Consider the following 21147-nt stretch of genomic DNA (forward strand, 5'->3'; position numbering starts at 1 on the left):
ACGACCGCGCCCGGCGGCACCTCGACCGCGCCGGTCGCCGCCTCGCCGGGCCCGGTCACCACTCCTGCCGGCGCCGGGAGCGGGTCCGAGCCGATGCCGGCCGGGACACCGGGCGGGACCATCCCCAGGAGTCTGCCGAGCTTCGTCGGCCAGGGTTTACAGAGCGCACAGGACGGGGCCCAGGCCGCCGGATTCAGCCGGCTGAAGTCGACGGACGCTCTCGGGCAGAACCGCTACCAGGTCTGGGACCGCAACTGGAAGGTGTGCTCCCAGAACCCGCAGCCGGGGCTGATCGACCCGGACGCCACCATCACGTTCGCCGCAGTCAAGCTCGAAGAAACCTGCCCCGGGACCGCCGGGGCCGAGTCGCCGGGTGCGGTCGTCCCCGGTACGGCGATGCCCGATCTGGTCGGCAAGGGGGTCAAGGCTGCTCGCGGTGCGCTGCCCGCAGGTGCGGCTGTGACCGTCAAGGACGTCTCCGGCCGTGACCGCATCGTCATCGTCGAAAGCAACTGGAAGGTCTGTACGCAGGAGCCGGCGGCGGGCGCGGTGTACAGCGGTCAGCCGGTACGGCTCGGCGCCGCCAAGACGGAAGAGAAGTGCGGCTGACGAGGTGTCGACGGCCGCACGTCGAGTCGGATCCGACGTGTGCGGACCCGTGAGCGTGCGGGGCGTTGCCCAGGGTCGGAAGCCACAGCCGATTCGAACCCGCGGACCTGCGTCGCGGGCAACGGTTCGCGGCCGTCCTCGGCAGCGTCGGAGCAGTCCCGGGGAAGGAGGTGAAAGCAGCCGCACGGGGCGGCTCGGTCCGGGACCGGGGGTGGGTCGGCAACGGTCGTGTCCCGGTGGGGAGTCGGGTGGGCGCGCGTGGCAGGGTGGGACGTTCATGATCGACGAGGATCGGCGAGGGCGAACCGTGGGCGGCATCACCGAGGGCCTGTACGTGCTGCGAAACGTGCACAGTGGTCTGGTCCTGGCGGTCGAGGAGGGGCGCACGCACAGCGGTGCCAACGTCGTCCAGGTCGAGGCCGACGACACCGCCGGGCAGCACTGGCGGATCACCGCCGTGCACGACGGTGGGGCCGTGTACCACCTGGAGCACGTCGTGAGCGGCAAGCGGCTGGACGTGACCGGGGCCTCCGAGGACAACGGCGCCAATGTGCAGTTGTGGCGGGCCAACAACTTCGGGGCGCAGGAGTGGATCCTCGAACAGCACGCCGACGCCCCGGGCCAAGTCACCCTGATCAACTACGTCAGCGGTCTCCTCCTGGAGGTCGCCGACGCCGACACCGAGCCCGGTGGCAACGTGCGGCAGTGGGAGGACACCGACCACCCCGCCCAGTGGTGGGCGCTCGAAGCGCGCTGACCGATCGCGCGGGCCAGCGCTACGCGGCGGTGACCACGTGCGCGCGGGCCAGCGCCCGGGTGGGCGACGTCGCGCGGGTGCCGCCGCTCGGGCGGGCGAAGACGAACACGCGCAGCACGACGAAGCGGCCGATCCCCGCCAGCCCCGACGCACCCAGGTAGACGCCCTGTTCGACGAGCGCGTCCGCGTGCGGGGCGACCGCGCGCAGGCCCAGCATCGCGGCGGTGGTGAACAGGTACGCGGCCAGCGCGCTCGCCGCCGACTGCGCGTGCGCGCGCAGGCCGCCGCGACTGCCGCGGAAGGTGAACCGGCTGTGCAGTTCGGTGGCCAGCACGGTGGAGACCACGGTCACGAACGCGTTGGCGAGTGCGATCGGCATCGAGTCGGACAGCGCGACCAGCGCCGCGGCCGACGCGATCCCGGTGCCGCCGCCGAACACCACGAACCGCGCGAAGGCCGTGATCGCGCCGGTCTTCGTGGTGTCTGCGGTGGTGTTCCCCGTGGTCTTCATGTCCTCGAGACTAGGAACGAATGAGGCCAGAAACGTTCCTGATTCACGTGATGTGCGGGTGTTGCTCGGTAAAGACATGGTGATGCGCCGAAACCCCTCTCCGACAAGGCTGTTCAAGGCTTCTCGCGGCAACCCGACCCTCGGCGCGGGACGGCTGCGGCACCGGTCAAGCTTGCCGGTGAGCCGACGCCCGCGCACCTGGTTTACCGGTGTGCCGGATGTCCGCAACACCCGGTTGTCGGCGCGAACCGATGGGATCCGGCCATGACCGTGTACAAGATCGCCGAGAGTCTGCCCGAACCGTCCCGCCTACGCGAGGTATGCCGCGCTCTGGCGATGCTGGACGCGGTGCTGAGCCCGGACGGATGGGAGGAGCGCTATTACTCGTACGACTCCACCTGGGCGCCCGGGGAGCACATGGCGTCGATGCGTAACGGATCCGGCGACGAGTACTCGATCGTCTTCTCGACGGCGGGCGTGTGGATTCGCGGCTTCGATCACGAGTCGCCGATGACCCCGTTCGGCCGGCGGGGATACGGCGCCCCGTGGCCGGGCGTCGTCGACACCGTGCCCGAGGCGTTCCGCTCGTGCGTCGAGGAACCCGCGTTCTGCGAAGAAGCCGGGCAACTCGTCGCGACCGTGTGCCTGTGGCGCGAACCCACCGACGACCGTTGGCGAGCCGGCGACATCGCCTTCCCCGAGGGCAGCGGCCTGCACACCGGCGACGCCGACGGCGCGGATCGTTTGTTCGAGCTGCTTACCGACCCGAGCCCGCACGCCTACGCGCGGTTCGTCGAGGAGTACTGGGAGGTTCCCGTCGATCTCCCCGCGATCCGGCACGTGTACGCGAACCTTCCGCTCACCGAAGCCGTCGCCGCCGCCCTCAACCCCGACGCCACGCTCGCCGAACTGACAGCCGACCTCCACGAGATCGGCTATCCGTACGCGAGCGGGTGAGGGTCCGGGGGAGAGGGCGCGTCGACCTCTCGCGGCGGGCCGGTCGGCTCAGCTGCCGGTGAAGACCAGGGCCGCGTTGTGGCCACCGAAGCCGAAGGCGTTGGCCGCCACCACGTCCAAGGCGCCTTCGCGGGGCTCCTTGACCACGACGTCGAGGTCGATGTCCGGGTCCTGCGATTCGAGGTTGCGGGTCGCCGGGATCATCCCGTCGCGCAGCGCGAGAATCGCCGCGATCGCGCCGATCGAGCCGGCCGCGCCGCACAGGTGGCCCAGCATCGACTTGATCGCGGTCACCGCGACGTGCGGACCGATCGCGTCGTTGATCGTCGACGCCTCCAACAGGTCACCCGCCGGCGTCGACGTCGCGTGCGCCTGGACGTGCTCGATCTCGGCGCCGGTGACGCCGGCCTCCGACATCGCCATCCGCAGGGCCCGCGCCTGACCCGGGCCGTAGCCGGCCGTGATGTGGTGCGCGTCCGAGGTGACCCCCGCGCCCGCGAGGTGCGCGTACACCCGGGCGCCACGCGCCGCCGCGAACTCGGCGCGCTCCAGCACGATCAGCGCCGCGCCCTCGCCCATCACGAACCCGTCGCGCCCCACGTCGAACGGCCGCGACGCCACCGTCGGGTCACCCTCGTACGTCGACAGCGCCCGCGCCTGTGCGAACCCGGCCAACGGCAGGGCGCCTATCGTCGCCTCCGCACCACCGCAGACCACGACGTCGGCGCGGCCGAGCCGGATCAGGTCCAGGCCGTACGCGATCGCCTCGGTGCCCGAGGCACACGCGCTCACCGGCGCGTACGCGCCCGCCCGCGCGCCCAACTCCATCGCCACCTGCGCCGCGGACCCGTTGGGCATCAACATCGGCACCGTGAACGGCGACACCTGGCGACAGCCACGCTCGCGCAGTACGTCGGCCTGGGTCAGCATGGTCAGCCCGCCGCCCATCCCGGTGCCGACCACCACCGCGAGCCGCTCCGGTTCGACGGACGGCGTGCCCGCGTCGGCCCACGCCTCGGCCGCCGCGACGAGCGCGACCTGCTGGCATCGGTCCAGACGTCGGGCCCGGACCCGGCCCAGGACGGTCTCCGGCTCGACCCGCAAGCGGGCCGCGATCCGCACCGGCAACGCGTTCGCCCACTCCTCGTCGAGGACGGCGATACCGGACTCGCCGGCGAGCAATCCCGCCCACGTGGTGGGCACGTCACCGCCGAGAGGCGTGGTCGCGCCCAGCCCCGTAACCACCACATCGGTCCTGCGCACCGTCATCGAGCCACCTCATGCCTGTCGAAATGCCTGTCGAGCGTTGTCGGAACACGACACCGGCAAACCGTCCGCCACCGTCCGCCTTCGGCGAAGCGATCACCGCTACCGCAACGCTGCCAGGGTAAACATGTTCGACCCGGTGTTGCGGCCGATAGGAGGACGTCCGATTACTTGTGGAGACCCTACAATCGGATCAAGCGGTGCTCAGCCCCGCAAATACGCCAGAACGGCCAAAACCCGTCGATGATCGTCAGGTGCGGGCGGCAGATCCAGCTTCGCCAGGATGCTCGCGATGTGCTTGGACACCGCCGCTTCGGTCACCACCAATGCCCGCGCGACCGCCGCGTTCGAACGGCCCTCGGCCATCAGCGCGAGCACCTCGCGCTCGCGCGCGGTCACCCGTGCCAACGGATCCCGCCGACGCGCGAGCAACTGTCGCACCACCTCCGGATCGACCACCAGGCCCCCGTCGGCGACGCGGACCACCGCGTCCACGAACTCCTCGACGTCCCCCACCCGATCCTTGAGCAGGTAACCCGTACCGACCCCCGCACGCGCGTCCAAGAGCTCGTCGGCGAACGTCTGCTCGACATACTGGCTCAGCACCAACACGGCCAACGACGGCCGCACCGCCTGGAGTTCGCGTATCGCCCGCAACCCCTCGTCGGTGTAGTCCGGCGGCATCCGTACGTCCGCGATCACCACGTCGGGAGCGTGTTCGAGCACCGCCGCCACCAACGCCGGGCCGTCCCCCACGGCGGCCGGCACGGCATGCCCGAAACGCTCCAACAAGCCCACCAGGCCCTCGCGCAACAGCACCGCGTCCTCCGCGATCACCACGCTCAAGCGCCGCACGGTATCTCCACTCGCACCAGGGTCGGCCCGCCCACCGGACTCGACAGGAGCATCCTGCCGTCCACCGCCGCGACCCGATCGGCCAGCCCCGTCAAACCCGAACCCGCCGCCGGATCCGCGCCCCCGCGCCCGTCGTCCGACACCTCCAGCACCAACACGCCGTGGACCACCCGGCCCCGCACCCGACACCGCTCGGCGCGGCTGTGCCGGGCCGCGTTGGCGAGCGCCTCACACACCGCGAAATACGCCGCCACCTCCACCGACGACGCCAACCTGGGTACCTGCACGTCGCTGTCCACCGGGACGAGCGAGCGGCCCGCCACATCGCGGATCGCAGCCGGCAGGCCCCGCTCGGTCAGCACCTGCGGATGCACGCCGCGGATCAACTCGCGCAGTTCGGTCAGCGCCTCCTTCGCCATCCGGTGCGCGTCCGCGGCCTCGCGCGCCGCCCGCGACTCCGGCGCCAGATCCAACTGGAGCAGGCCCAGCTTCATCGTCAACGCGACCAGGCGTTGCTGCGCGCCGTCGTGCAGATCCCGTTCGATCCGCCGTTGCTCGGCCTCGAACGCGTCCACCAACCGCGCCCGCGAGCGCCGTACCTCGCCCAGCTCCGCGTCCCGCGAACCCAACACCGCGACCGCCATCGCCGCGCGGGCACCCGCCCACGCCGCGATCGGATACGCCGCCACCGGCAGCAACACCACGCCCGCGAGGACACCGCCCACCGACGCCCACCGCGTCGCGTCCGGCTGCCACGGGGCGCTCAGCAACACCCCCGGAATGCCCAGCGACACGAACAGCACCGCGAGGTCCACCCACCCCAACGTCAGCACGGACACCGCGCCGTAGCCCAGCCCGCGCCACCCGGCGCTCTCCCGCAACGACCCCCGCACCGGCCGCGCGTCCAGGGCCACCAGAGCCAACCGCCGCCGTTCCAACGGCCCCGCGACCACGGCGAGCACGACCAGAAGCAGGCCCACGCACACCATCGCCGCGAACAACCCCATCCGCTCCCACGACGCGGCGATTCCGGCCACCGCCAACCCGCCCGCGACCCCCGGAACACCGCCCGACAGCAGGTACGCCGCCGCCCGCCACGGCCAGGCCGAACCCAGAAAACCGAACGGGCGCCTGGTCAGCGCCGCCAACACGTCACGAGGGATCACCGCTCGACCGTAGCCGGCCCCGACGCCGCGGACAGTAGTGCCAGGTGGAGTATCCGAACCAGTCCAGGCACCCGTGCGCCGACCACCTCCCCGGCCCTTGACTCGACCCATGCCGACCAACCACCCCGACCCCACCGCGCCGAGCCCGTCGACCGACCGGGCCGACAGTGCGGCGCCGAGCCCGTCCAACGACCGCCCCGGCCAAGCCGCACCGAACAACGGCGCCGACCTCACCGCGCCGGGAGCCCCCGCCGACCACGCTCCGCCGGACTCCCACGCCGACCACACCCCGCCGAACGGCACCACACACACGCGGCCCGCGACCACCGCGCACCCCGCCCACGTCGTACCTCCCGCCCCCGTCCGACTCCACGACGTCACCCGCCTCCACCGCACCGGCGCCGGCGAAACCGTCACCGCGCTCGACCACGTCACCCTCGACTTCGCCGCCGGCACCATGACCGCCGTCATGGGCCCCTCGGGCTCCGGCAAATCCACGCTGTTGCACTGCGCCGCCGGCCTGGACCGCCCCACCACGGGAGACGTCACCCTCGCCGGCACCCCCACCCGCGACCTCGACGAGCGCGCGCTCACCCACCTGCGCCGCGACCACGTCGGTTTCGTCTTCCAGGCGCTCAACCTCGTCTCCGCACTCACCGCCGCGCAAAACATCGCCCTCCCGCTGCGCCTGGCCGGACGTCGTCCCGACCCCGCCGCCGTGGACCGGGCCCTGCGCGCCGTCGGCCTGTCCGACCGCGCACACCACCGCCCGAGCCGACTCTCCGGCGGCCAACAACAACGCGTCGCGATCGCCCGCGCGCTGATCACCGGCCCCGCCGTGCTGTTCGCCGACGAGCCCACCGGCGCCCTGGACACCACCACCTCGCGCGTGGTCCTCGCCCTCCTGCGCGGCCTCGTCGACGACCACGGGCAGACCGTGGTGATGGTCACCCACGACCCGGCCGCCGCGTCCTGGGCGGACCGCGTCGTCATGCTCGCGGACGGCCGCGTGATCGAGGACATCCCCTACCGCTGCGCCGCCGAGACCATCGCCGCCCGTACCGCCGCCGCCGAGGTGTCCGCGTGAACACCCTGGCCGGACTGCGCGAACGCGGCACCGCGCTCGCCGGCTCACTCGTCGCCCTGTCCGTGGGGGCGGCCATCCTCACCGCGAGCGTCCTGGTCCTGCTCACCGGCGGCAGCGGCGTCCCCGCCCGCTACGCCGGCACCCCCGTCCTCGTGCACAGCAGCCAAGGCGCCGTCGCCGACGGCGAGTTCGCCGAGCCCGCGCCCTGGTCGCCCGAGCGCACCGCCGAACTCACCCGCGCCCTCGCCGCCCTCCCCGGCGTCCGCACCGCCGTGGCCGACCGCTCCTTCTACGCCCAAGACCTCCTCGCCGAACATCAGGCCAAGGGCGAGCGTCAGGGCCACGGTTGGTCGAGCGCGACCCTGGCGCCCTACCGCCTCACCGCCGGACGCGCCCCGCACGACCCCGGCGAGGTCGTCCTCGACGAAGCCCTCGGCCGACACCCCGGCGACACCGTCACCCTGCTGACCGCGCTCGGCCCCGCCCCGTACACGGTCAGCGGCACCGTCGACGGCCCCGGCTACTACGTCACCGACGACGCCGCCCGCGCCCTCGCCGGCGGCGTCCGCACCATCGGAGTGCACCTCGCCCCCGGCGCCGCGCCCCACGAGATCGCCGCCGCCGCACGGGCGTTGGCCCCCGACGCCTCGGTCCTGACCGGCGACGCGCGCGACCGACTCGCACCGGCCGCCGACGCCCGCACCGCGTGGATCGGCGCCCAGGTGATCACCGCGATGGCGGCCCTCGCCGGCTTCGCGGTGATCCTCGTCGTCGCGGCCACCTTCGCGTTCGGCGTCACCACTCGCCACCGCGAACTCGCCCTCCTGCGCACGATCGGCGCCACCCCCACCCAGGTGCGCCGCAGCCTGTACCGGGAGGCATCGGTCCTGGGCGCGCTCGGTTCGGCCGCGGGAGTGGCGATCGGCGCGAGCGCCGCGTCCGCCCTGGCCCGGGTCCTCGTCGACGCCGGGTTCGAACCGGCGGGCTTCACCGTGCACGTGCGCGCGTGGATCCTCGCCGCGACGTTCGCCGCGGGCGTGCTGACCGCGCTCGCCGCGGTGTGGTCCGCATCCCGTCGCGCCGCCCGGATCAACCCGCTCGACGCGCTGCGCGAGGCCGCCGTCGACGAGCGGCCGATGAGCCGGGCCCGCGGCGGCGTCGGTATCGCGTGTATCGCCGTCGGCATCGGGTGCGCCGCGGCGTCGGCGTTCGCCGCGCCGGCCGACATGGTCACCTGGGCCCTGGGCACCGCGGCCACGCTGATCACCGGCGCCACCCTGCTCACGCCCGCCCTCGTGGCCCCGCTCGCCCGGGCCGTGACCCGCCCGCTCGCCCACCGGGCCGGCGCCACCGCGCTCCTGGTCCGCGAGAACACGTGCACCGCCGTACGCCGTACCGCGTCCACCGTCGCCCCGGTGCTCGCCACGGTCGGCTTCGTCGTGCTGATCACCGGCAACACGCAGACCACGGCCAACGCGTTCACCGACCACGCCACGGCGACCGTTCGCGCGCACGGCGCGGTCGTCGGGCAAGGCACCCCCGGCCTGTCCGACGCCGCGGTCACCGCCGTCGACGGCAGCGCCCTGCTCACCGGCACCGGCTACGCGGGCCCCGCCGCGACCGCCACGGCGATCGTCGGCATCGACCCCGCGACGTTCGCCGCGGCCCACGACCGCCTCGACGTCGTCGCCGGTTCCCTCGCCGACCTGCGCACCCCCGACACCGTCGCGCTCACCGAAACCACCCTCGCCGGGCTCGGCCGCCGGCCCGGCGACACCGTCGAGTTCACCTTCGAGGACGGCCGCACCCCGACCCTGCGCATCGCCGCCGTGCTCACCGACCGCTCGGTCCCGTACGGCGCGTTGGTCGCGCATGACACCCTGCGTGCCCACGACCCGAGCGCACTGACCGACGTCGTCTACCGCACCGGCGCCGCCCCCGCGAACCTTCCGGCCGGGCTGGGCGCGGTCGAGATCGCCGTCACGACGTACGCCGGCCGTGCCGACGCCGACGAGGACCATCTCGTCGCGGTGTTCACCCTGCTCATGGTCGCCATGTCGGCCGGCTACACCGGCCTGGCCGTCGCCAACACGCTCCTGATGGCGAGCGCCGGCCGCGTCACGGATTTCCGTGTGCTGCGCCGGTCCGGGGCGACGCGCCGCCAGGTGCTGTGGAGCGTGGCGGGGGAAACCACGTTCACGGTAGCGCTCGGGGCGGTGCTGGGCGGCCTGGTGGCGGTGCCGTCGCTGCTCGGGATCCGGGCCGGGCTCGAAGGCAGCCTCGGGGTACCGGTCGACCTCGTGCTTCCCTGGGCGCCGGTGACCGCGGCGGTGGGCGCGTGCCTGGCGCTCGCGTTGGCGGCGAGCGTACTGCCGGCCCATCGGGCGATGCGGGCCTCGACGACAACGGCGTGACCCGGCCCGCAACCCACCGCGTCGGCGCCCCACATCCAGTCACAACAAGTATGTGCACATGTACGGGACGTAGTATGGCGGCCGCCCTTCCGGTTGGTACGAGCTTCCTGATATTTACCCAAAACCCGACGATTCGTCGCGAACATGGGCATCAGCGGACCCGCTTCCCACCCCGAAGGAGGCCGCCATGGCCTGGTACCCCGGCGCGACCAAGCGCGAGCTGCAACCCGAATCGGACGCCCAGCCCGCGATCCGCCCCACCCAGCTGATCTGCCACTCGATCGCGGCACCGTGGACGGGGCAGCGGATCTACGAGTACTGGCGCGACTCGACGAACCTGGAAAGCCACTTCGGACTGTCCTACGACGGCTCGCTGTTCCAGTTCATCGGCACCCAGACCCGCGCCGACGCCAACGCGTCCGCGAACCGACGCTCCGACGGAACCGGCGCGGTCAGCGTCGAGAGCGCGTCCAACCTCGAACACACCGACCCCTGGACCGACGCCCAGATCGACAGCCTGATCCGGCTCGGCGTCTGGCTCCACCAACAGCACGACATCCCGCTGCGGGTGTGCCGCGCGTGGGACGACCCCGGCTTCGGCTACCACCGGCTCTTCGCGAAATGGTCCATCGGCGGCACCGCGTGCCCCGGTGACGCACGCGTCGCACAGTTCAACGACCGTGTATTCCCCGGCATCGTCGCGGGGGCTGGCGGCTCACCCTCGACATCGATCCCCGCACCGCGCCCGGCCGTCGACCTCGGCGACCTGGTCGCCGCCGCGACATCCGACCCGGCCCGCGCCGGCACACCCGTCACCTACGAGGGCACGCGCACCGTCGAGAACGCACTGGTCGCCGAGGGCCTGCTCGCGCAGAACCTGGCCGACGGCCACTACGGCACCGCGACCGTGCGGGCATACGCCGAGTGGCAGCGCCGGCTGGGCTACCAGGGCGCCGACGCCGACGGCATCCCCGGCCGCGACTCACTCGGTCGCCTCGGCGCCCAGCACGGTTTCACCGTCGTGTGAGCGCGGTTTCGCCGTCGTCCGTGCGCGGCTTCACGCTCGTCCGAGCGCGAAACGGGTGAGTCACGTGCACCCCCAGGACTCATATCCCGCGGTCGGTGGCCACCAGGAGCGCGCTGGCGATCGCCAGCAGCGACCACACCAACCACGTCCACGCCGGTGCGTCGTACACCGCGCTGTACACACCGAGCACGCCGAGCAGCACAAGCGTGCACACCACCATGCCCCGACTCTGCGGACCATACGTGCGGATCGCCATCGTCGCCTCCACGTCCGGAAAGATCCGGTGTTCCGCAAGGTAGCGCAGGTCAACCCGTTGTCGACAGATGGCAACGCCGATCGAAGCCCCGCATTCGAGATCGCGCGCCCACGCATCGAGGGGTCACGGCACGAACAAACGAAAGGGGCACGGCACCGGACCGAGGAGTCACGGCACCATCGGACCGAAACGTCACGCCACCACCGGACCGAAAGGGCACGACACCGGCCCGAAGGGAAAGGCACCGGACGGCGGGGGCGCGGCGGCACCGGCCCGAAGGGTCACAGCACCAAAAGATCGAACAACCGGTCCAGGTCTGCCGCCGGGTTCGCGGTGAGCCCGCCGTGCACGGGCCCGGGCTGCACGATCGTGCTCCGCGGCGCCGTCAGCCAGCGAAACCGGCGTCCCACCGGCTCCGCCCCCGGAGCCCCCGCGGCCTCGCTGCCCGCGCACACCAGTTCCCACGCCGCGAGCACCGCGCGCGCCTGCGTCACGTCCGCGTCCGGATCCAACGCGCACAGCCGCGACTGCTCCACATGGGTGCGCGCGCCCAGGAAGTCGAACGCCTGGCTGTACAGCGCGACCCCCACGTTGAGGCACTCGCCGCGCTCGACGCGGGGGACCAGTCGGATGATCGAGTACTCGAAGAACTCCCGCGGCGCCGCCATCACTTGAGCCAATCCGGTCGGTTCGACGTCTTCGGGACATCCTGCCGCGAGGCCGCCGCCGGGGGGATCCGCGGCAGCCACGTGCGCGGCGCGGTCACCCGGGCGAGCAGGTGCCCGAGGTACGCCTCGCGCAGCGCGTCGGGGGAGTCCAGGCCGAGTGCGATCTCGGCGTCGCCCGAGATCAGCCACTCGTCCGGGACCAGCGCCAGCACCTCGGTCAACAGTTCGCGAGTGACCCGCGGCGCGAGTTCCGCGTCGGCCTTCGCCAACCCGGGGCCGCCTATGTGCACGAGCACGTGGTCGGTCGCGTCGTACGCGCGCGTCGCCGCCGCCTGGGCGGCCTTCCACGCGTGGTGGAACCACAACGCCGCACCGTGGTCGATCAGCCACAACCGGCCGTGCCACACCAGCAGGTTCGGATTGCGCCACGAGCGGTCCACGTTGGAGGTGAACGCGTCCAGCCACAACACGCGCGCCGCCAGCTCCGGGTCAGGCTCCCAGGTCGCGGGAGTGAAATCGGCCGAACCCGGCAGGAAGTCCATGCCCAGGTTGAGCCCCGCACTGGCCTTGACGAGCTCCTGTACCTCCTGGTCCGGCTCGCCGCGAGCGATCACCGGATCCACCTCGGCCCGGACCAGCGCTGGCACGGGCAGGCCGAGCCGGCGCGCCAGTTCGCCCACCACGATCTCGGCGACCAGCACCTTGGGGCCCTGTCCCGCGCTGCGGAACTTGACCACGTAGGTGCCCAGATCGTCGGCCTCCACGAGACCGGGGAGCGAACCGCCCTCACGCATGGGCGTGACGTATCGAATGGCGTGGACCAGGGGAAGCATCCCCGAACAATGCCACGCCGCCCGCGCCGAAAAACACTCGCCCCGCCGCATTCGGGCCCGCTGACGCACCGCGCGCGACACCGGAACCGACCACCTCCCGAACGCGCCGTCGCATCCCGCGCGCCCGGGTCCGGGAACACACCCGCCACGACGCGCCGTTGTCCCCGGGTGCCCCTTCGTCGAACCACGTCCGGCGTCACCGAACCCGAGCCCGGTATCGGCGTCCGTACCTGCGGCACCGAGCCCGAGCCCCGTACCTGCGTCACCAAACCCCGTCCCGTGTCGTCGAACCCCGGGCCCGCAGCGCCGAATACCGCGCCGGCGTCACCGAGTGTCGCTGCCGCTTCGTTCCCGCGTCGAGCCACCTCCCCGCAGCATCGAGTACCGCTATCGCGCCCGCGTCCGCGTCACGCGCACCGTGCTCGTCTCCTCGGATCACGTCCCGCGTCGTGCGACGCGGCGGCCGGCGAGACAATGGGCGCATCGGATCCACCACCTCTGGAGAAGTGACACGCGTGAGCCCGCCGGACACCACCTCGGCACAGATCGGCGAGCTGTTCATGCGCCTGTCCAAGCGCATCCGCATCCGCGCGGGACGCGAACTGGCGCCGCTCGGCCTGACCCCCGCCCAGGCACACGCGATGAAGGTGCTCTCGCACGCCGAGCGCCCGCTGCGGATGGCCGAGCTGGCCGCGCGCCTGGAGATCGTGCCGCGCTCGGCCACCACCGTCGTCGACGACCTCGCCGCTCGCGGCCTGATCGAACGCAGCACGTGCGATCGCGACCGCCGGGCCACCCTGGTCGCGCTGACGGACCACGGCCGGGCCGAGTTCCGCCGCATCCGCGCTATCCGGCAGAGCGCGGGAGCCCAGGTGTTCGACCGCCTCGGTGAGCGCGATCGGGCCGAACTCCTGCGCCTGTTGAGTCTGTTGGCCAAGGACGGTGACGAGGCCCACTCGTGCGCGCGCCGATCCGGAAGTTGACCGTCCGCACGTGAAGCGCTTCGGCGCGTCGCGGGCGGGCGGCTTACGCCGAGAGCGAATCCGCCCAGAGCGGTGGACGGTTCACCGGGGCGCGGATTCGGGGCACAGTGTCGATCATGAGACTTCTGATTCTGGGCGGAACCGCTTTCGTCGGCCGGGCGATTCTCGACGACGCACTGGCCAGGGGCTGGGACGTCACGGTGTTCAATCGCGGCAAGAACGAACTTCCCACCGGGGTGCGGGCCCTGCACGGCGACCGCACCGCCGAGGGCGGCCTGGCGGCCCTTGAGCACGGTGAATGGGACATCGCCGTGGACACCTGGAGCGCGGCGCCGCGCGCGGTCCGTGACACGACCCGCCTGCTCGCCGACCGGGTCGGCCGTTACGCGTATGTCTCGACCTGCTCGGTCTACGCGTATCCCACCCCGGTCGACGGGGGCGAGGACGCGCCGCTGGTCACCGGCGCGTCGCCGGACGACGGTGGCGTGGAATACGCCCTGGCCAAGCGCGGCGCGGAGATCGCCGTCGAGCAGGCGTTCGGTGACCGCCACGTGCTCGCCCGCCCCGGCCTGATCCTCGGGCCGCGCGAGAACATCGGCCGGCTGCCCTACTGGCTCAACCGGATCGCCCGCGGCGGCCCCGTGCTCGCGCCGAGTCCGCGCGACCTGCCCGTGCAGTACATCGACGCCCGCGACCTCGCCGCCTGGACGCTCGACGCCGCCGAGGCGGGCCTGACCGGCGGGTACAACGTGATCGGCCCCACCGGCCACGCCACCCTGGGCGAAATCCTCGACCTGTGCGTGCGGGTGACCGGATCCGACGCCGAACTGCGCTGGACCGACCCCGAAAGGATCCTGGCGGCCGGCATCGAGCCGTGGGTGGAAATGCCGATCTGGCTCCCGGCCGGCGAGGACTACGACCACATCCACCGTCGCGACGTGCGCAGGGCGCTGGCCACCGGACTGCGGGTGCGACCGGTCGAGGAGACCGTGGCCGACACGTGGGACTGGCTCCGGAGCGGCGGCCGCTTGGTTCCGGCCGTCTCCGGTCGGTCCTTGGCCGGCCTGCCCCCGGAGAAGGAGGCGGCGGTCCTGGCGGGCTGAGTCGGGCCCTCCCGGAGCGAACGCGCGCGACGCCCCACCCGAGCCGGTCACGGGCGTTCGCTCCGGCCGGTCGACCGGTCGACCGGCCGGCGACAAGAGGCCCGGGCGGCTACCCGTGACCGCCGGCACGTGGCTGCTCGGCGCCGAAGGCGTGGTCCGCGAAGGCCGTCCAGGCCGCGTCGACGCGCTGCGCGTGTTCGGGCGTGGCCGCGGCGAGGTGGTCCAGGAGCAGGCCGCGCAGCACGGCCAGGACCAGGGTCGGCGGCAGCGGATGGCCGGCCAGGACGCGTTCCAGCGGCGGGAGCCATTCGCGCAGCGACGCCGTCGCGAAGTCCGCCCACGGACCCTCGCCTTCGAAGGCGCGTACGTAGCCGTCGAAGAACAGCCGCAGCGCGCCCCGGTGTTCGGGCTCGGTGAGCCAATCCCACAACAGGTCGAGGGTCTCGCGGGCGGTGCCCGGGTGGCCGTCGGCGCGCTTGATCAGGGCCAGCTGCTCGGTGCGGCCGGCGTCCAGGATCTCGCGGATCAGGCCCGCCTTCGAGCCGAACAAGTAGAGCAACACACGCGGGCTGGACCCGATCGCCACGGCCAGCGGACGCAGCGACAGGTCGGACAGACCGTGTGCGGCGACGTAGGCCACGCTTGCGGCCAGGAGTTCGTCACGGCGGGCGGAAGCGGGGGGTTTCGCGGCGGCGATCACCCGCCTATCCTCACTGAAACAGTCGTTTCAGTGAAGGGTTCCGGGTCATGTCCTCCACCCCGCTGCCGTCGACCGCCACGCCACAGCCGTCGGCCTCCACCCACGTGCGGTCGGCCTCCACGCCCCTGTCGTCAGCCGCCGGCCCGGCGCCGCAGTCGTCGACCGCCACCTCGCCGCCGTCGTCGACCGCCACACCCGGATCGACGGATCCGGCCGCCGTGACCATCCGCGACGCGGACCGCCCCGGCGACCTGGGCGCGATCGCCGCGCTGCACGGCGTCCTGTACACCCGCGAGTACGGCATGGACGCCACCATGGAGGCGGGCGTCGCCGCCGGCATGGCCGCCCTGGTACAGGCTCGCGCGAGCGAGGGCGGCGACGGTCCGGGCCGGCTGTGGGTTGCCGACGACGGTACGCGCGTGGTCGGCGCGGTCGGCCTCACCCGCGAGGACGCGGGCCGCATGCGCCTGCGCTGGGTGATCCTGGACCCCGCCACCAGGGGTCGCGGAGTGGGCCGCGCCCTGGTCTCCACCGCCATGACCGAGGCCCGCCGTCGCGGTGCGGCCGGGGTGTACCTGTGGACGATCGCCGGCCTGCCCGCGTCCCGACACCTCTACGACCGGGCGGGCTTCACCCTCACCGAGGAACACCCGGCCCGCGCGTGGGGCATCGACGCGATCGAGCAGCGGATGGACGTGACCTTCCCGACGCGATGATCACGCGGACCTCGGCCGTGGCTATACTCTCCGCCTGAAGGGGAGTAGTCCCGCCTTGCCGGCCGATCGACATACTGGCGCCCACCGTGCGGTGGATGCCCGGTCACCGGGCCCGAGAGACAGTCGCATGTTCTCCGGGTGGACGAGACCTTCGACCGGTTTGTCGTACACCGACACAGAATCTCGTCGCGTGCGCCCACCGGATCGAAGTCTCGACGCGGACCCCCGGCCACGTGCTCCGGAAGCCCTCGCCCTGCTCGATCCGCGCGCGCGTGCGGCGAAGGATCGAAAGGCTTCCCATCCGATGAGCGTCACCGCCGCGGCCACCGCGTTCGTGGTCATCTTCCTGGCCGAACTCCCCGACAAGACCATGCTCGCGTCGCTGCTCCTGGGGACCCGGCTGAAGCCGCTGTGGGTGTGGTTCGGCGTGGCGTCCGCGTTCCTGGTCCACGTGGTCATCGCGGTCACCGCGGGCGGCCTGCTCAGCCTGGCTCCCGAGAAGGTGGTCAAGGCGATCGTCGCGGCGATCTTCGCGATCGGCGCCGCCGTACTGTTGTTCGGCGGCGGCGAAGACGACGAGGACGCCGACACGGCCCGTGACAACGCCAAGCGGATGGGCTTCGCGGCCACGTTCGCGACCGGCTTCGGGCTGATCTTCGTCTCGGAGTGGGGCGACATCACCCAACTGGGCACCGCGAACCTGGCCGCCAAGTACGACCCGATCTCGGTCGGCATCGGTGCGGGCCTGGCCTTGCTGTGCGTGTCCGCGATCGGAGTGGCCGCCGGCAGCACGGTGCTCAAGTACGTACCGATGCGCCTGGTCAAGCGGATCGCGGGGATTGTGATGGCCGTGCTCGCGGTGATCAGTGTGGTCGAACTGTTCTGAGCGGCGAAACGGCGTGACGGCGAAACGCGAGCGATCTCGGAGTCGCGGCCCCGAACTCGGCGCCCGTGGCCCACGACTGCGTCCATGTCGATGGCGACGTCGACGACTCCGGGATCGTTCGTGTCGAGCCGCCTACCTCATCGGCACCGAGACCCACACGGTCTTGCCGCCGCACCCGTCCGGTTCGATCCCCGCGCACCCGCCCGCCTCGGTGACCAGTGCCTGGACGATCAGCAGGCCGCGCCCGCTGTCGTCGTCCACGGTCTCCAAAAGCGCCTTGGGGCAGAACGGATGACGATCGTGCACGCCCACGTGCAGTACACCGTCGTCGGTGCGTCGTACGGTGACCACGATCGACGGGGTAAGTACGCCGGCGTGCCGGATCGCGTTGGTGACCAACTCGGACACCACCAGGCGCAGGGTGTCCACGAGGTCGCCGTGGGCGGACAGGCCCCACTCGACGGCGACGGCGACCACTTTGCGGCGGGCCGCGGATACTTCCGCCTCGTGCGGCGGGAGATCGAATCGGCACACCGGGTGGGCGTCGTTGAGCACGGTCATGCCGAGCCTCCCAAGCCCGTTACGGTCGCGCGATGGACGGAAGCGGCGGCACGGCAACGGTGCCTGGTGTGGCTCATGATGTCCCCGATGGCGGGTGTACGGATCTTCCAGGGATTTCCCTCGGAGCGTACCGATTCCCATGCGCGTCCCGTCCCGCTTACGGCACTTCCGAGCGCCTCTCGGCGGGGCGTTCGGGGTCACGTCGGCGTGAAACGCCCTGGCAAGCGCGCCGTCCGTGCATAGGGCACGCGACGGGCGGCCGGAAGGGGTCCACTCGTACGCGTGACACCTCCCTGCGCGCGTCGCGCCGAGAAGGCGCGGGCAGCGGACCCGCCCGGAAACAGCCCCGGACCGGCCCCGAGCCGCCCCCCCGACCGGCCCCGGGCCGCCTCGCGTCTACGCGTCGGCCGGGTGCACCCCCGTCCCCTCCAGGTGCGGACGCACCAGCACCTTGACGTGTTCGTCGGGCCGACCCAGGGTGTCGATCGCGGCGGCGACCCCGGCGAAACCGACCTGCCCGGTCACCAGCGACGCGGCGTCGACGCTGCCGGCGGCGATCCGGGCGAGCGTCTTGGGGTATTCCTCCGGCGGGTACGTCAGGCACATCTTGACGGTCAGGTCCTTGTAGATGCCCACTACGGGCCGGAACGTGTCCTCGGTCATGCACACGCCGATCAGCAGCACCGTCGCGCCGCGCGGCGCCGCGTACGTGATCCGGTCGAACATGCCCGCCTTGCCCGAGCATTCGAAGACGGTCAACGGCTGACCCGGCTCGGCGATCTCGCGCCACGCGGTGAACGGGTCGGTCTCGGCCGGGTCCACCACCACGTGCGCGCCGAACGCGCGGGCGAGGGCCCGCCGGCGCGGCGAGGGCTCGGAGACCACGACCGGGGCGACGCCGCGTTCGATCAGCCCGGCCACCGCGCCCAGGCCGATCGGACCCGCGCCGATGACGATCGCCGCGCCGCCCTTCTCGGCGCCCGACCTGGCCACGTTGCCGAAGCCGACCGCGAGCGGTTCGGTCAGCGCCGCGATGTGCGCCGGTACGTGCGAGGGCACCTTGACCAGCGCGGCGGCCTGCATGACCATCCGCTCGCCGAAGCCGCCGGGGAAGGTGTTCGAGTAGCCGATGGTGCGCAGTACGCCGCCGCCGTCGAGCGCCCACGGCAAACCCACCACGACCTCGCCCTCGGCGAACCCGGTCACGCCGGGACCCGTACGCACCACCCGCGCGGACAACTCGTGGCCCATCACCAGATCGGCGTCCGGGTCGAAGACGAACGAGGGCGTGTCCGAGTCGATCGACGCCTGGAGGAACTCGGCCGTGTGCTTGTACGCCGACAGGTCCGAGCCGCAGATCCCGCAGGCCACCGTCTCGACGAGGACCTGCCCCTCACCCGGTTCGGGGGCCGCGATGTCCTCGACCGTGAACGTACCGCCACGAAGTACCGCTGCGCGCATGATGATTCTCCAAGGAAAAGAGGGAAAGGGACGCGGGACCGACGCAGCTCAGCCGCCGGCCGCCGGCGGCGCCATCGCCGCCACCACCGCTTGCCGCAACGCCCCGATGAACCGCTCGCTGTTGTCGTTCGCCCACGCCATCGACGCCTGCCGCGGCCGGTTGGCGCCGGTGAAATGCGGCACGACGTACTCGGCGAACAACTCGTAGCTGCGCCGCTTGTCGGCCGGCCGCGCGATCGGCAGGTCCAGCAACAGCAGCGTCCCGAAGCCGCCGGACTTCTCCGCCATCGCCTCGATCCGCTCGATCGCCTGCGCGGGCGTGCCGATCATCGCCACGCCGAACGTCGGGAAGCCGTCCCCGGTCCACTGCGAGATCGCCTCGCCGGCGGTCGCGCCCCACGGCATGGTCATCCCGGACAGGCCCTGGATGTAGTCGACGAGGTGATGCACGCCGTACTCGGCCTGGGTCCGGGCAGCCTCGGTGGTCTCCGCGAGGTGCATCGGTACCACCAGGCGCCACCGATCGCGGTCGGCGGTGTGGCCGTGCTCGGCGCACGTCTTGTCGTACACGTCCCAGTTCGCGGACAGCGCCTCGAAGCCGGACGGATCGGACGCGGCGAGCGAGAGCAGACCCATGCCGTGCGTGCCGGCCTGCACCGATCCGGAGGGGGAGACCGTGGACGCGCACACGGCCTCGATGCCGGCCGACGTGTAGGGGCCCAGGTGCAGACGGGCCTGGTCGAGGGTGAACCAGTCGGTCTTCATGGTCACCGTCTCGCCGCGCAGCAGCGGGACGATCGCGGCCAGCGCCTCGGCCATCATCGCGCGCTGGCGCATCGGGTCGATGCCCATCATGAACGCGTCGGAGGCCAACTGGCCCGGCCCCGCACCGAACATCACCCGCCCGCGCGACTGCAGGTGGAGCTGCACGATGCGGTCGGCGAGGACCAACGGGTGGTGGTACGGCAGCGAGTTCACGCCGGTGCCGAGCCGGATCCGGGAGGTGCGCTCGGCCGCGGCGGCGATGAACACCTCGGGCGAGGCGATCGTCTCGTAGCCCGCCGAGTGGTGCTCGCCGATCCACGCCTCCTCGAAACCGAGCGCGTCCAAGTGCTCGACGAGCTCCAGATCCCGGCGGATCTGCAACGAGGGGTTGCCGTCGATGCCGTGGTAAGGGGCGATGAACGCGCCGAAACGCGTCGGCGGGGCTGCGTACACGAACCGCGACCTTTCATAGGACACAAGATCTGAAGTAAACAAGTTATGTCCTACATCGAGGCTGTCCAGGAAACAAGAGCCGCCCTACATTGATCCCGGACCCTCGACCCGTCCGTCCGTCCGTCCTTCCGTTCGTCCGTCCTTCCGTTCGATCGTCCGGCCGCGCCCGACTCGGCCGGCCGGTCGGCTCGTGCCCGACTCGCCGCCACACGTCCTCGGAGATCGTCATCGCCACGTCCGCACCGCGAACCCGCCGTACCGCCGACGGCGGCCCCAGTGCCCGAACGCTCCTGCTCACCGTCTTCGGGGAGTACGTCCGCTGGCCCGGCCACGACGGCATGCGGTCGCAGTCGGCGGTGGCCGCGCTGCGGGCGCTCGGTACGCCCGAGGCCGCGACCCGTCGGGCGATCACCCGGCTGACGCAGGAGGGTTGGCTGCTCGCGCGCCCCGAAGGCCGCTACACCCGCCTGACGATGACCCGACCGCTGCGCAGGCTGCTCACCGGCTGGACCGCCCGGCTGGCCCGGGCCACCCACGACACGCCGTGGTCGGGCCACTGGCAACAACTGCTCCTGCGCCCGCCGACGGGGGAGCGCGAGGCGCGTTCCGTGGTCGAGGAGCAGCTCGCCTTCGAGGGCTTCGGCGACCTGGGCCGCGGCGTGTGGATCGCGGCCGACCCGGGCGGCGTCGACGCCCTGCGCGCGCTCCTCGCCGAGCGGGACCTGACCGAGCACGCCACGTGGATGACCTCGACGGTGTGCGACGCGGAGCGCGAACGCGCGTTGGTCGAACAGGCGTGGGACCTGGCGGCGGTACGCACGGTCCTCGCCGACTTCGTGGACCGCTTCACGGGCGCGACCGCGGCCACCGACGAGGAGGCGTTCGTTCTGCGCACCCGCCTGGTCCACGCGTGGCGCCTCACCTTCGAGCGCGACCCCCGCCTCCCGGCGGCCCTGCTCCCCACCGACTGGCCCGGCCCGACCGCCACCACCCTCTTCCTCACCACCTGGCACACCTGCCACACCCCGGCAACCCGCTTCTGGACCACCTTGACCGACCCGGAACACCACTGACCGCGAGGCGCACGCGCGATCACGACGACGCGCAACGCTC

Annotated in this window: 23 protein-coding genes; 11 read left to right on the top strand and 12 right to left on the bottom strand. The window is 72.3% G+C overall.

The window, feature by feature from the left end:
- On the top strand, positions 1–609 hold a 609-nt coding region (locus GT354_RS43750; protein ID WP_237536046.1), incomplete at its 5' end, for a hypothetical protein.
- A 277-nt stretch (positions 610–886) separates the two neighbouring features.
- Positions 887–1366 (top strand): RICIN domain-containing protein, encoded by a 480-nt coding sequence (locus tag GT354_RS43755; RefSeq protein ID WP_202512955.1) that lies wholly within the window; start codon positions 887–889, stop codon positions 1364–1366.
- Between the two features lie 19 nt (positions 1367–1385).
- On the opposite strand, the gene GT354_RS43760 is transcribed toward GT354_RS43755, so the two are convergent.
- A complete protein-coding gene (locus GT354_RS43760; RefSeq protein WP_161362660.1) occupies positions 1386–1877 on the bottom strand; it encodes a GtrA family protein in 492 nt (163 codons plus the stop codon).
- Positions 1878–2141: 264 nt separating this feature from the next.
- Between GT354_RS43760 and GT354_RS43765 the strand changes: the two genes are divergently transcribed.
- Complete coding sequence (locus tag GT354_RS43765) at positions 2142–2834, top strand: hypothetical protein (RefSeq protein WP_161362662.1); 693 nt, start codon at positions 2142–2144, stop codon at positions 2832–2834.
- 48 nt (positions 2835–2882) lie between these two features.
- Here the strand turns inward: GT354_RS43765 and GT354_RS43770 are convergent, their stop codons facing one another.
- The 3 genes from GT354_RS43770 to GT354_RS43780 form a co-directional block, all read right to left on the bottom strand.
- Positions 2883–4103 carry a beta-ketoacyl-ACP synthase II gene (locus GT354_RS43770; RefSeq protein WP_202512956.1) on the bottom strand — a complete coding sequence of 407 codons (1221 nt, stop codon included), beginning with the start codon at positions 4101–4103 and terminating at the stop codon, positions 2883–2885.
- 201 nt (positions 4104–4304) lie between these two features.
- Complete coding sequence (locus tag GT354_RS43775; RefSeq protein ID WP_346012447.1) at positions 4305–4937, bottom strand: response regulator transcription factor; 633 nt, start codon at positions 4935–4937, stop codon at positions 4305–4307.
- Between the two features lie 5 nt (positions 4938–4942).
- Positions 4943–6121, bottom strand: coding sequence for a histidine kinase (locus tag GT354_RS43780; RefSeq protein ID WP_161362667.1), 1179 nt, complete (start codon positions 6119–6121; stop codon positions 4943–4945).
- Between the two features lie 109 nt (positions 6122–6230).
- Between GT354_RS43780 and GT354_RS43785 the strand changes: the two genes are divergently transcribed.
- The 3 genes from GT354_RS43785 (at position 6231) to GT354_RS55225 (ending at position 10649) form a co-directional block, all read left to right on the top strand.
- The gene (locus GT354_RS43785; RefSeq protein WP_161362669.1) at positions 6231–7208 is read left to right on the top strand and encodes an ABC transporter ATP-binding protein; all 978 of its coding nucleotides are present in this window, start codon (positions 6231–6233) and stop codon (positions 7206–7208) included.
- Positions 7205–9622, top strand: a complete 2418-nt coding sequence (locus tag GT354_RS43790; RefSeq protein WP_161362672.1) for an FtsX-like permease family protein — start codon at positions 7205–7207, stop codon at positions 9620–9622. The genes GT354_RS43785 and GT354_RS43790 overlap by 4 nt, the downstream gene beginning before the upstream one ends.
- Before the next feature lie 187 nt (positions 9623–9809).
- Positions 9810–10649, top strand: a complete 840-nt coding sequence (locus GT354_RS55225) for an N-acetylmuramoyl-L-alanine amidase (RefSeq protein WP_237536047.1) — start codon at positions 9810–9812, stop codon at positions 10647–10649.
- Positions 10650–10728: 79 nt separating this feature from the next.
- On the opposite strand, the gene GT354_RS43800 is transcribed toward GT354_RS55225, so the two are convergent.
- From GT354_RS43800 to GT354_RS43810, 3 genes are all read right to left on the bottom strand, one after another.
- On the bottom strand, positions 10729–10905 hold the full coding sequence (locus GT354_RS43800) for a hypothetical protein (protein WP_161362673.1): 177 nt from the start codon (positions 10903–10905) through the stop codon (positions 10729–10731).
- A gap of 281 nt (positions 10906–11186) precedes the next feature.
- Entirely contained in the window at positions 11187–11573 is a 387-nt protein-coding gene (locus GT354_RS43805; RefSeq protein WP_161362675.1) for a DUF3037 domain-containing protein, read from the bottom strand.
- Positions 11573–12406, bottom strand: a complete 834-nt coding sequence (locus tag GT354_RS43810) for a HipA family kinase (RefSeq protein ID WP_237536048.1) — start codon at positions 12404–12406, stop codon at positions 11573–11575. Before GT354_RS43810 ends, GT354_RS43805 begins: the two co-directional genes overlap by 1 nt.
- Before the next feature lie 515 nt (positions 12407–12921).
- On the opposite strand from GT354_RS43810, the gene GT354_RS43815 reads away from it, so the two are divergent.
- A complete protein-coding gene (locus tag GT354_RS43815; protein ID WP_202512959.1) occupies positions 12922–13389 on the top strand; it encodes a MarR family transcriptional regulator in 468 nt (155 codons plus the stop codon).
- A 116-nt stretch (positions 13390–13505) separates the two neighbouring features.
- On the top strand, positions 13506–14492 hold the full coding sequence (locus GT354_RS43820; protein WP_161362679.1) for an NAD-dependent epimerase/dehydratase family protein: 987 nt from the start codon (positions 13506–13508) through the stop codon (positions 14490–14492).
- A 109-nt stretch (positions 14493–14601) separates the two neighbouring features.
- Here the strand turns inward: GT354_RS43820 and GT354_RS43825 are convergent, their stop codons facing one another.
- Complete coding sequence (locus GT354_RS43825; RefSeq protein WP_202512960.1) at positions 14602–15192, bottom strand: TetR family transcriptional regulator; 591 nt, start codon at positions 15190–15192, stop codon at positions 14602–14604.
- A 10-nt stretch (positions 15193–15202) separates the two neighbouring features.
- On the bottom strand, positions 15203–15385 hold the full coding sequence (locus GT354_RS56875) for a hypothetical protein (protein ID WP_202512961.1): 183 nt from the start codon (positions 15383–15385) through the stop codon (positions 15203–15205).
- A 25-nt stretch (positions 15386–15410) separates the two neighbouring features.
- On the opposite strand from GT354_RS56875, the gene GT354_RS43830 reads away from it, so the two are divergent.
- Both GT354_RS43830 and GT354_RS43835 read left to right on the top strand, forming a co-directional pair.
- Positions 15411–15908 (top strand): GNAT family N-acetyltransferase, encoded by a 498-nt coding sequence (locus GT354_RS43830; RefSeq protein WP_202512962.1) that lies wholly within the window; start codon positions 15411–15413, stop codon positions 15906–15908.
- A 304-nt stretch (positions 15909–16212) separates the two neighbouring features.
- Positions 16213–16794 (top strand): TMEM165/GDT1 family protein, encoded by a 582-nt coding sequence (locus GT354_RS43835; RefSeq protein ID WP_161362684.1) that lies wholly within the window; start codon positions 16213–16215, stop codon positions 16792–16794.
- Between the two features lie 132 nt (positions 16795–16926).
- Here the strand turns inward: GT354_RS43835 and GT354_RS43840 are convergent, their stop codons facing one another.
- The 3 genes from GT354_RS43840 to GT354_RS43850 form a co-directional block, all read right to left on the bottom strand.
- Entirely contained in the window at positions 16927–17355 is a 429-nt protein-coding gene (locus GT354_RS43840; RefSeq protein WP_161362686.1) for an ATP-binding protein, read from the bottom strand.
- 396 nt (positions 17356–17751) lie between these two features.
- A complete protein-coding gene (locus tag GT354_RS43845; protein ID WP_161362688.1) occupies positions 17752–18816 on the bottom strand; it encodes a zinc-binding dehydrogenase in 1065 nt (354 codons plus the stop codon).
- Positions 18817–18864: 48 nt separating this feature from the next.
- On the bottom strand, positions 18865–20034 hold the full coding sequence (locus GT354_RS43850) for an LLM class flavin-dependent oxidoreductase (RefSeq protein WP_161362690.1): 1170 nt from the start codon (positions 20032–20034) through the stop codon (positions 18865–18867).
- Positions 20035–20123: 89 nt separating this feature from the next.
- Between GT354_RS43850 and GT354_RS43855 the strand changes: the two genes are divergently transcribed.
- Positions 20124–21107 carry a PaaX family transcriptional regulator C-terminal domain-containing protein gene (locus GT354_RS43855; RefSeq protein WP_161362692.1) on the top strand — a complete coding sequence of 328 codons (984 nt, stop codon included), beginning with the start codon at positions 20124–20126 and terminating at the stop codon, positions 21105–21107.
- The last annotated feature ends 40 nt before the right edge of the window (positions 21108–21147 follow it).

Origin of the sequence: Streptomyces sp. SID3343, from assembly GCF_009865215.1 — a bacterium.
Classification (GTDB): domain Bacteria; phylum Actinomycetota; class Actinomycetes; order Streptomycetales; family Streptomycetaceae; genus Embleya.

Bases quoted from the DNA above. Each gene is read 5' to 3' on its own strand.
- GT354_RS43755 (WP_202512955.1), top strand. From the start codon at position 887: ATGATCGACGAGGATCGGCGAGGGCGAACCGTGGGCGGCATCACCGAG.
- GT354_RS43760 (WP_161362660.1), bottom strand. From the start codon at position 1,877: ATGAAGACCACGGGGAACACCACCGCAGACACCACGAAGACCGGCGCG.
- GT354_RS43765 (WP_161362662.1), top strand. From the start codon at position 2,142: ATGACCGTGTACAAGATCGCCGAGAGTCTGCCCGAACCGTCCCGCCTA.
- GT354_RS43770 (WP_202512956.1), bottom strand. From the start codon at position 4,103: ATGACGGTGCGCAGGACCGATGTGGTGGTTACGGGGCTGGGCGCGACC.
- GT354_RS43785 (WP_161362669.1), top strand. From the start codon at position 6,231: ATGCCGACCAACCACCCCGACCCCACCGCGCCGAGCCCGTCGACCGAC.
- GT354_RS55225 (WP_237536047.1), top strand. From the start codon at position 9,810: ATGGCCTGGTACCCCGGCGCGACCAAGCGCGAGCTGCAACCCGAATCG.
- GT354_RS43800 (WP_161362673.1), bottom strand. From the start codon at position 10,905: ATGGCGATCCGCACGTATGGTCCGCAGAGTCGGGGCATGGTGGTGTGC.
- GT354_RS43805 (WP_161362675.1), bottom strand. From the start codon at position 11,573: ATGGCGGCGCCGCGGGAGTTCTTCGAGTACTCGATCATCCGACTGGTC.
- GT354_RS43810 (WP_237536048.1), bottom strand. From the start codon at position 12,406: ATGCTTCCCCTGGTCCACGCCATTCGATACGTCACGCCCATGCGTGAG.
- GT354_RS43820 (WP_161362679.1), top strand. From the start codon at position 13,506: ATGAGACTTCTGATTCTGGGCGGAACCGCTTTCGTCGGCCGGGCGATT.
- GT354_RS43835 (WP_161362684.1), top strand. From the start codon at position 16,213: ATGAGCGTCACCGCCGCGGCCACCGCGTTCGTGGTCATCTTCCTGGCC.
- GT354_RS43840 (WP_161362686.1), bottom strand. From the start codon at position 17,355: ATGACCGTGCTCAACGACGCCCACCCGGTGTGCCGATTCGATCTCCCG.
- GT354_RS43845 (WP_161362688.1), bottom strand. From the start codon at position 18,816: ATGCGCGCAGCGGTACTTCGTGGCGGTACGTTCACGGTCGAGGACATC.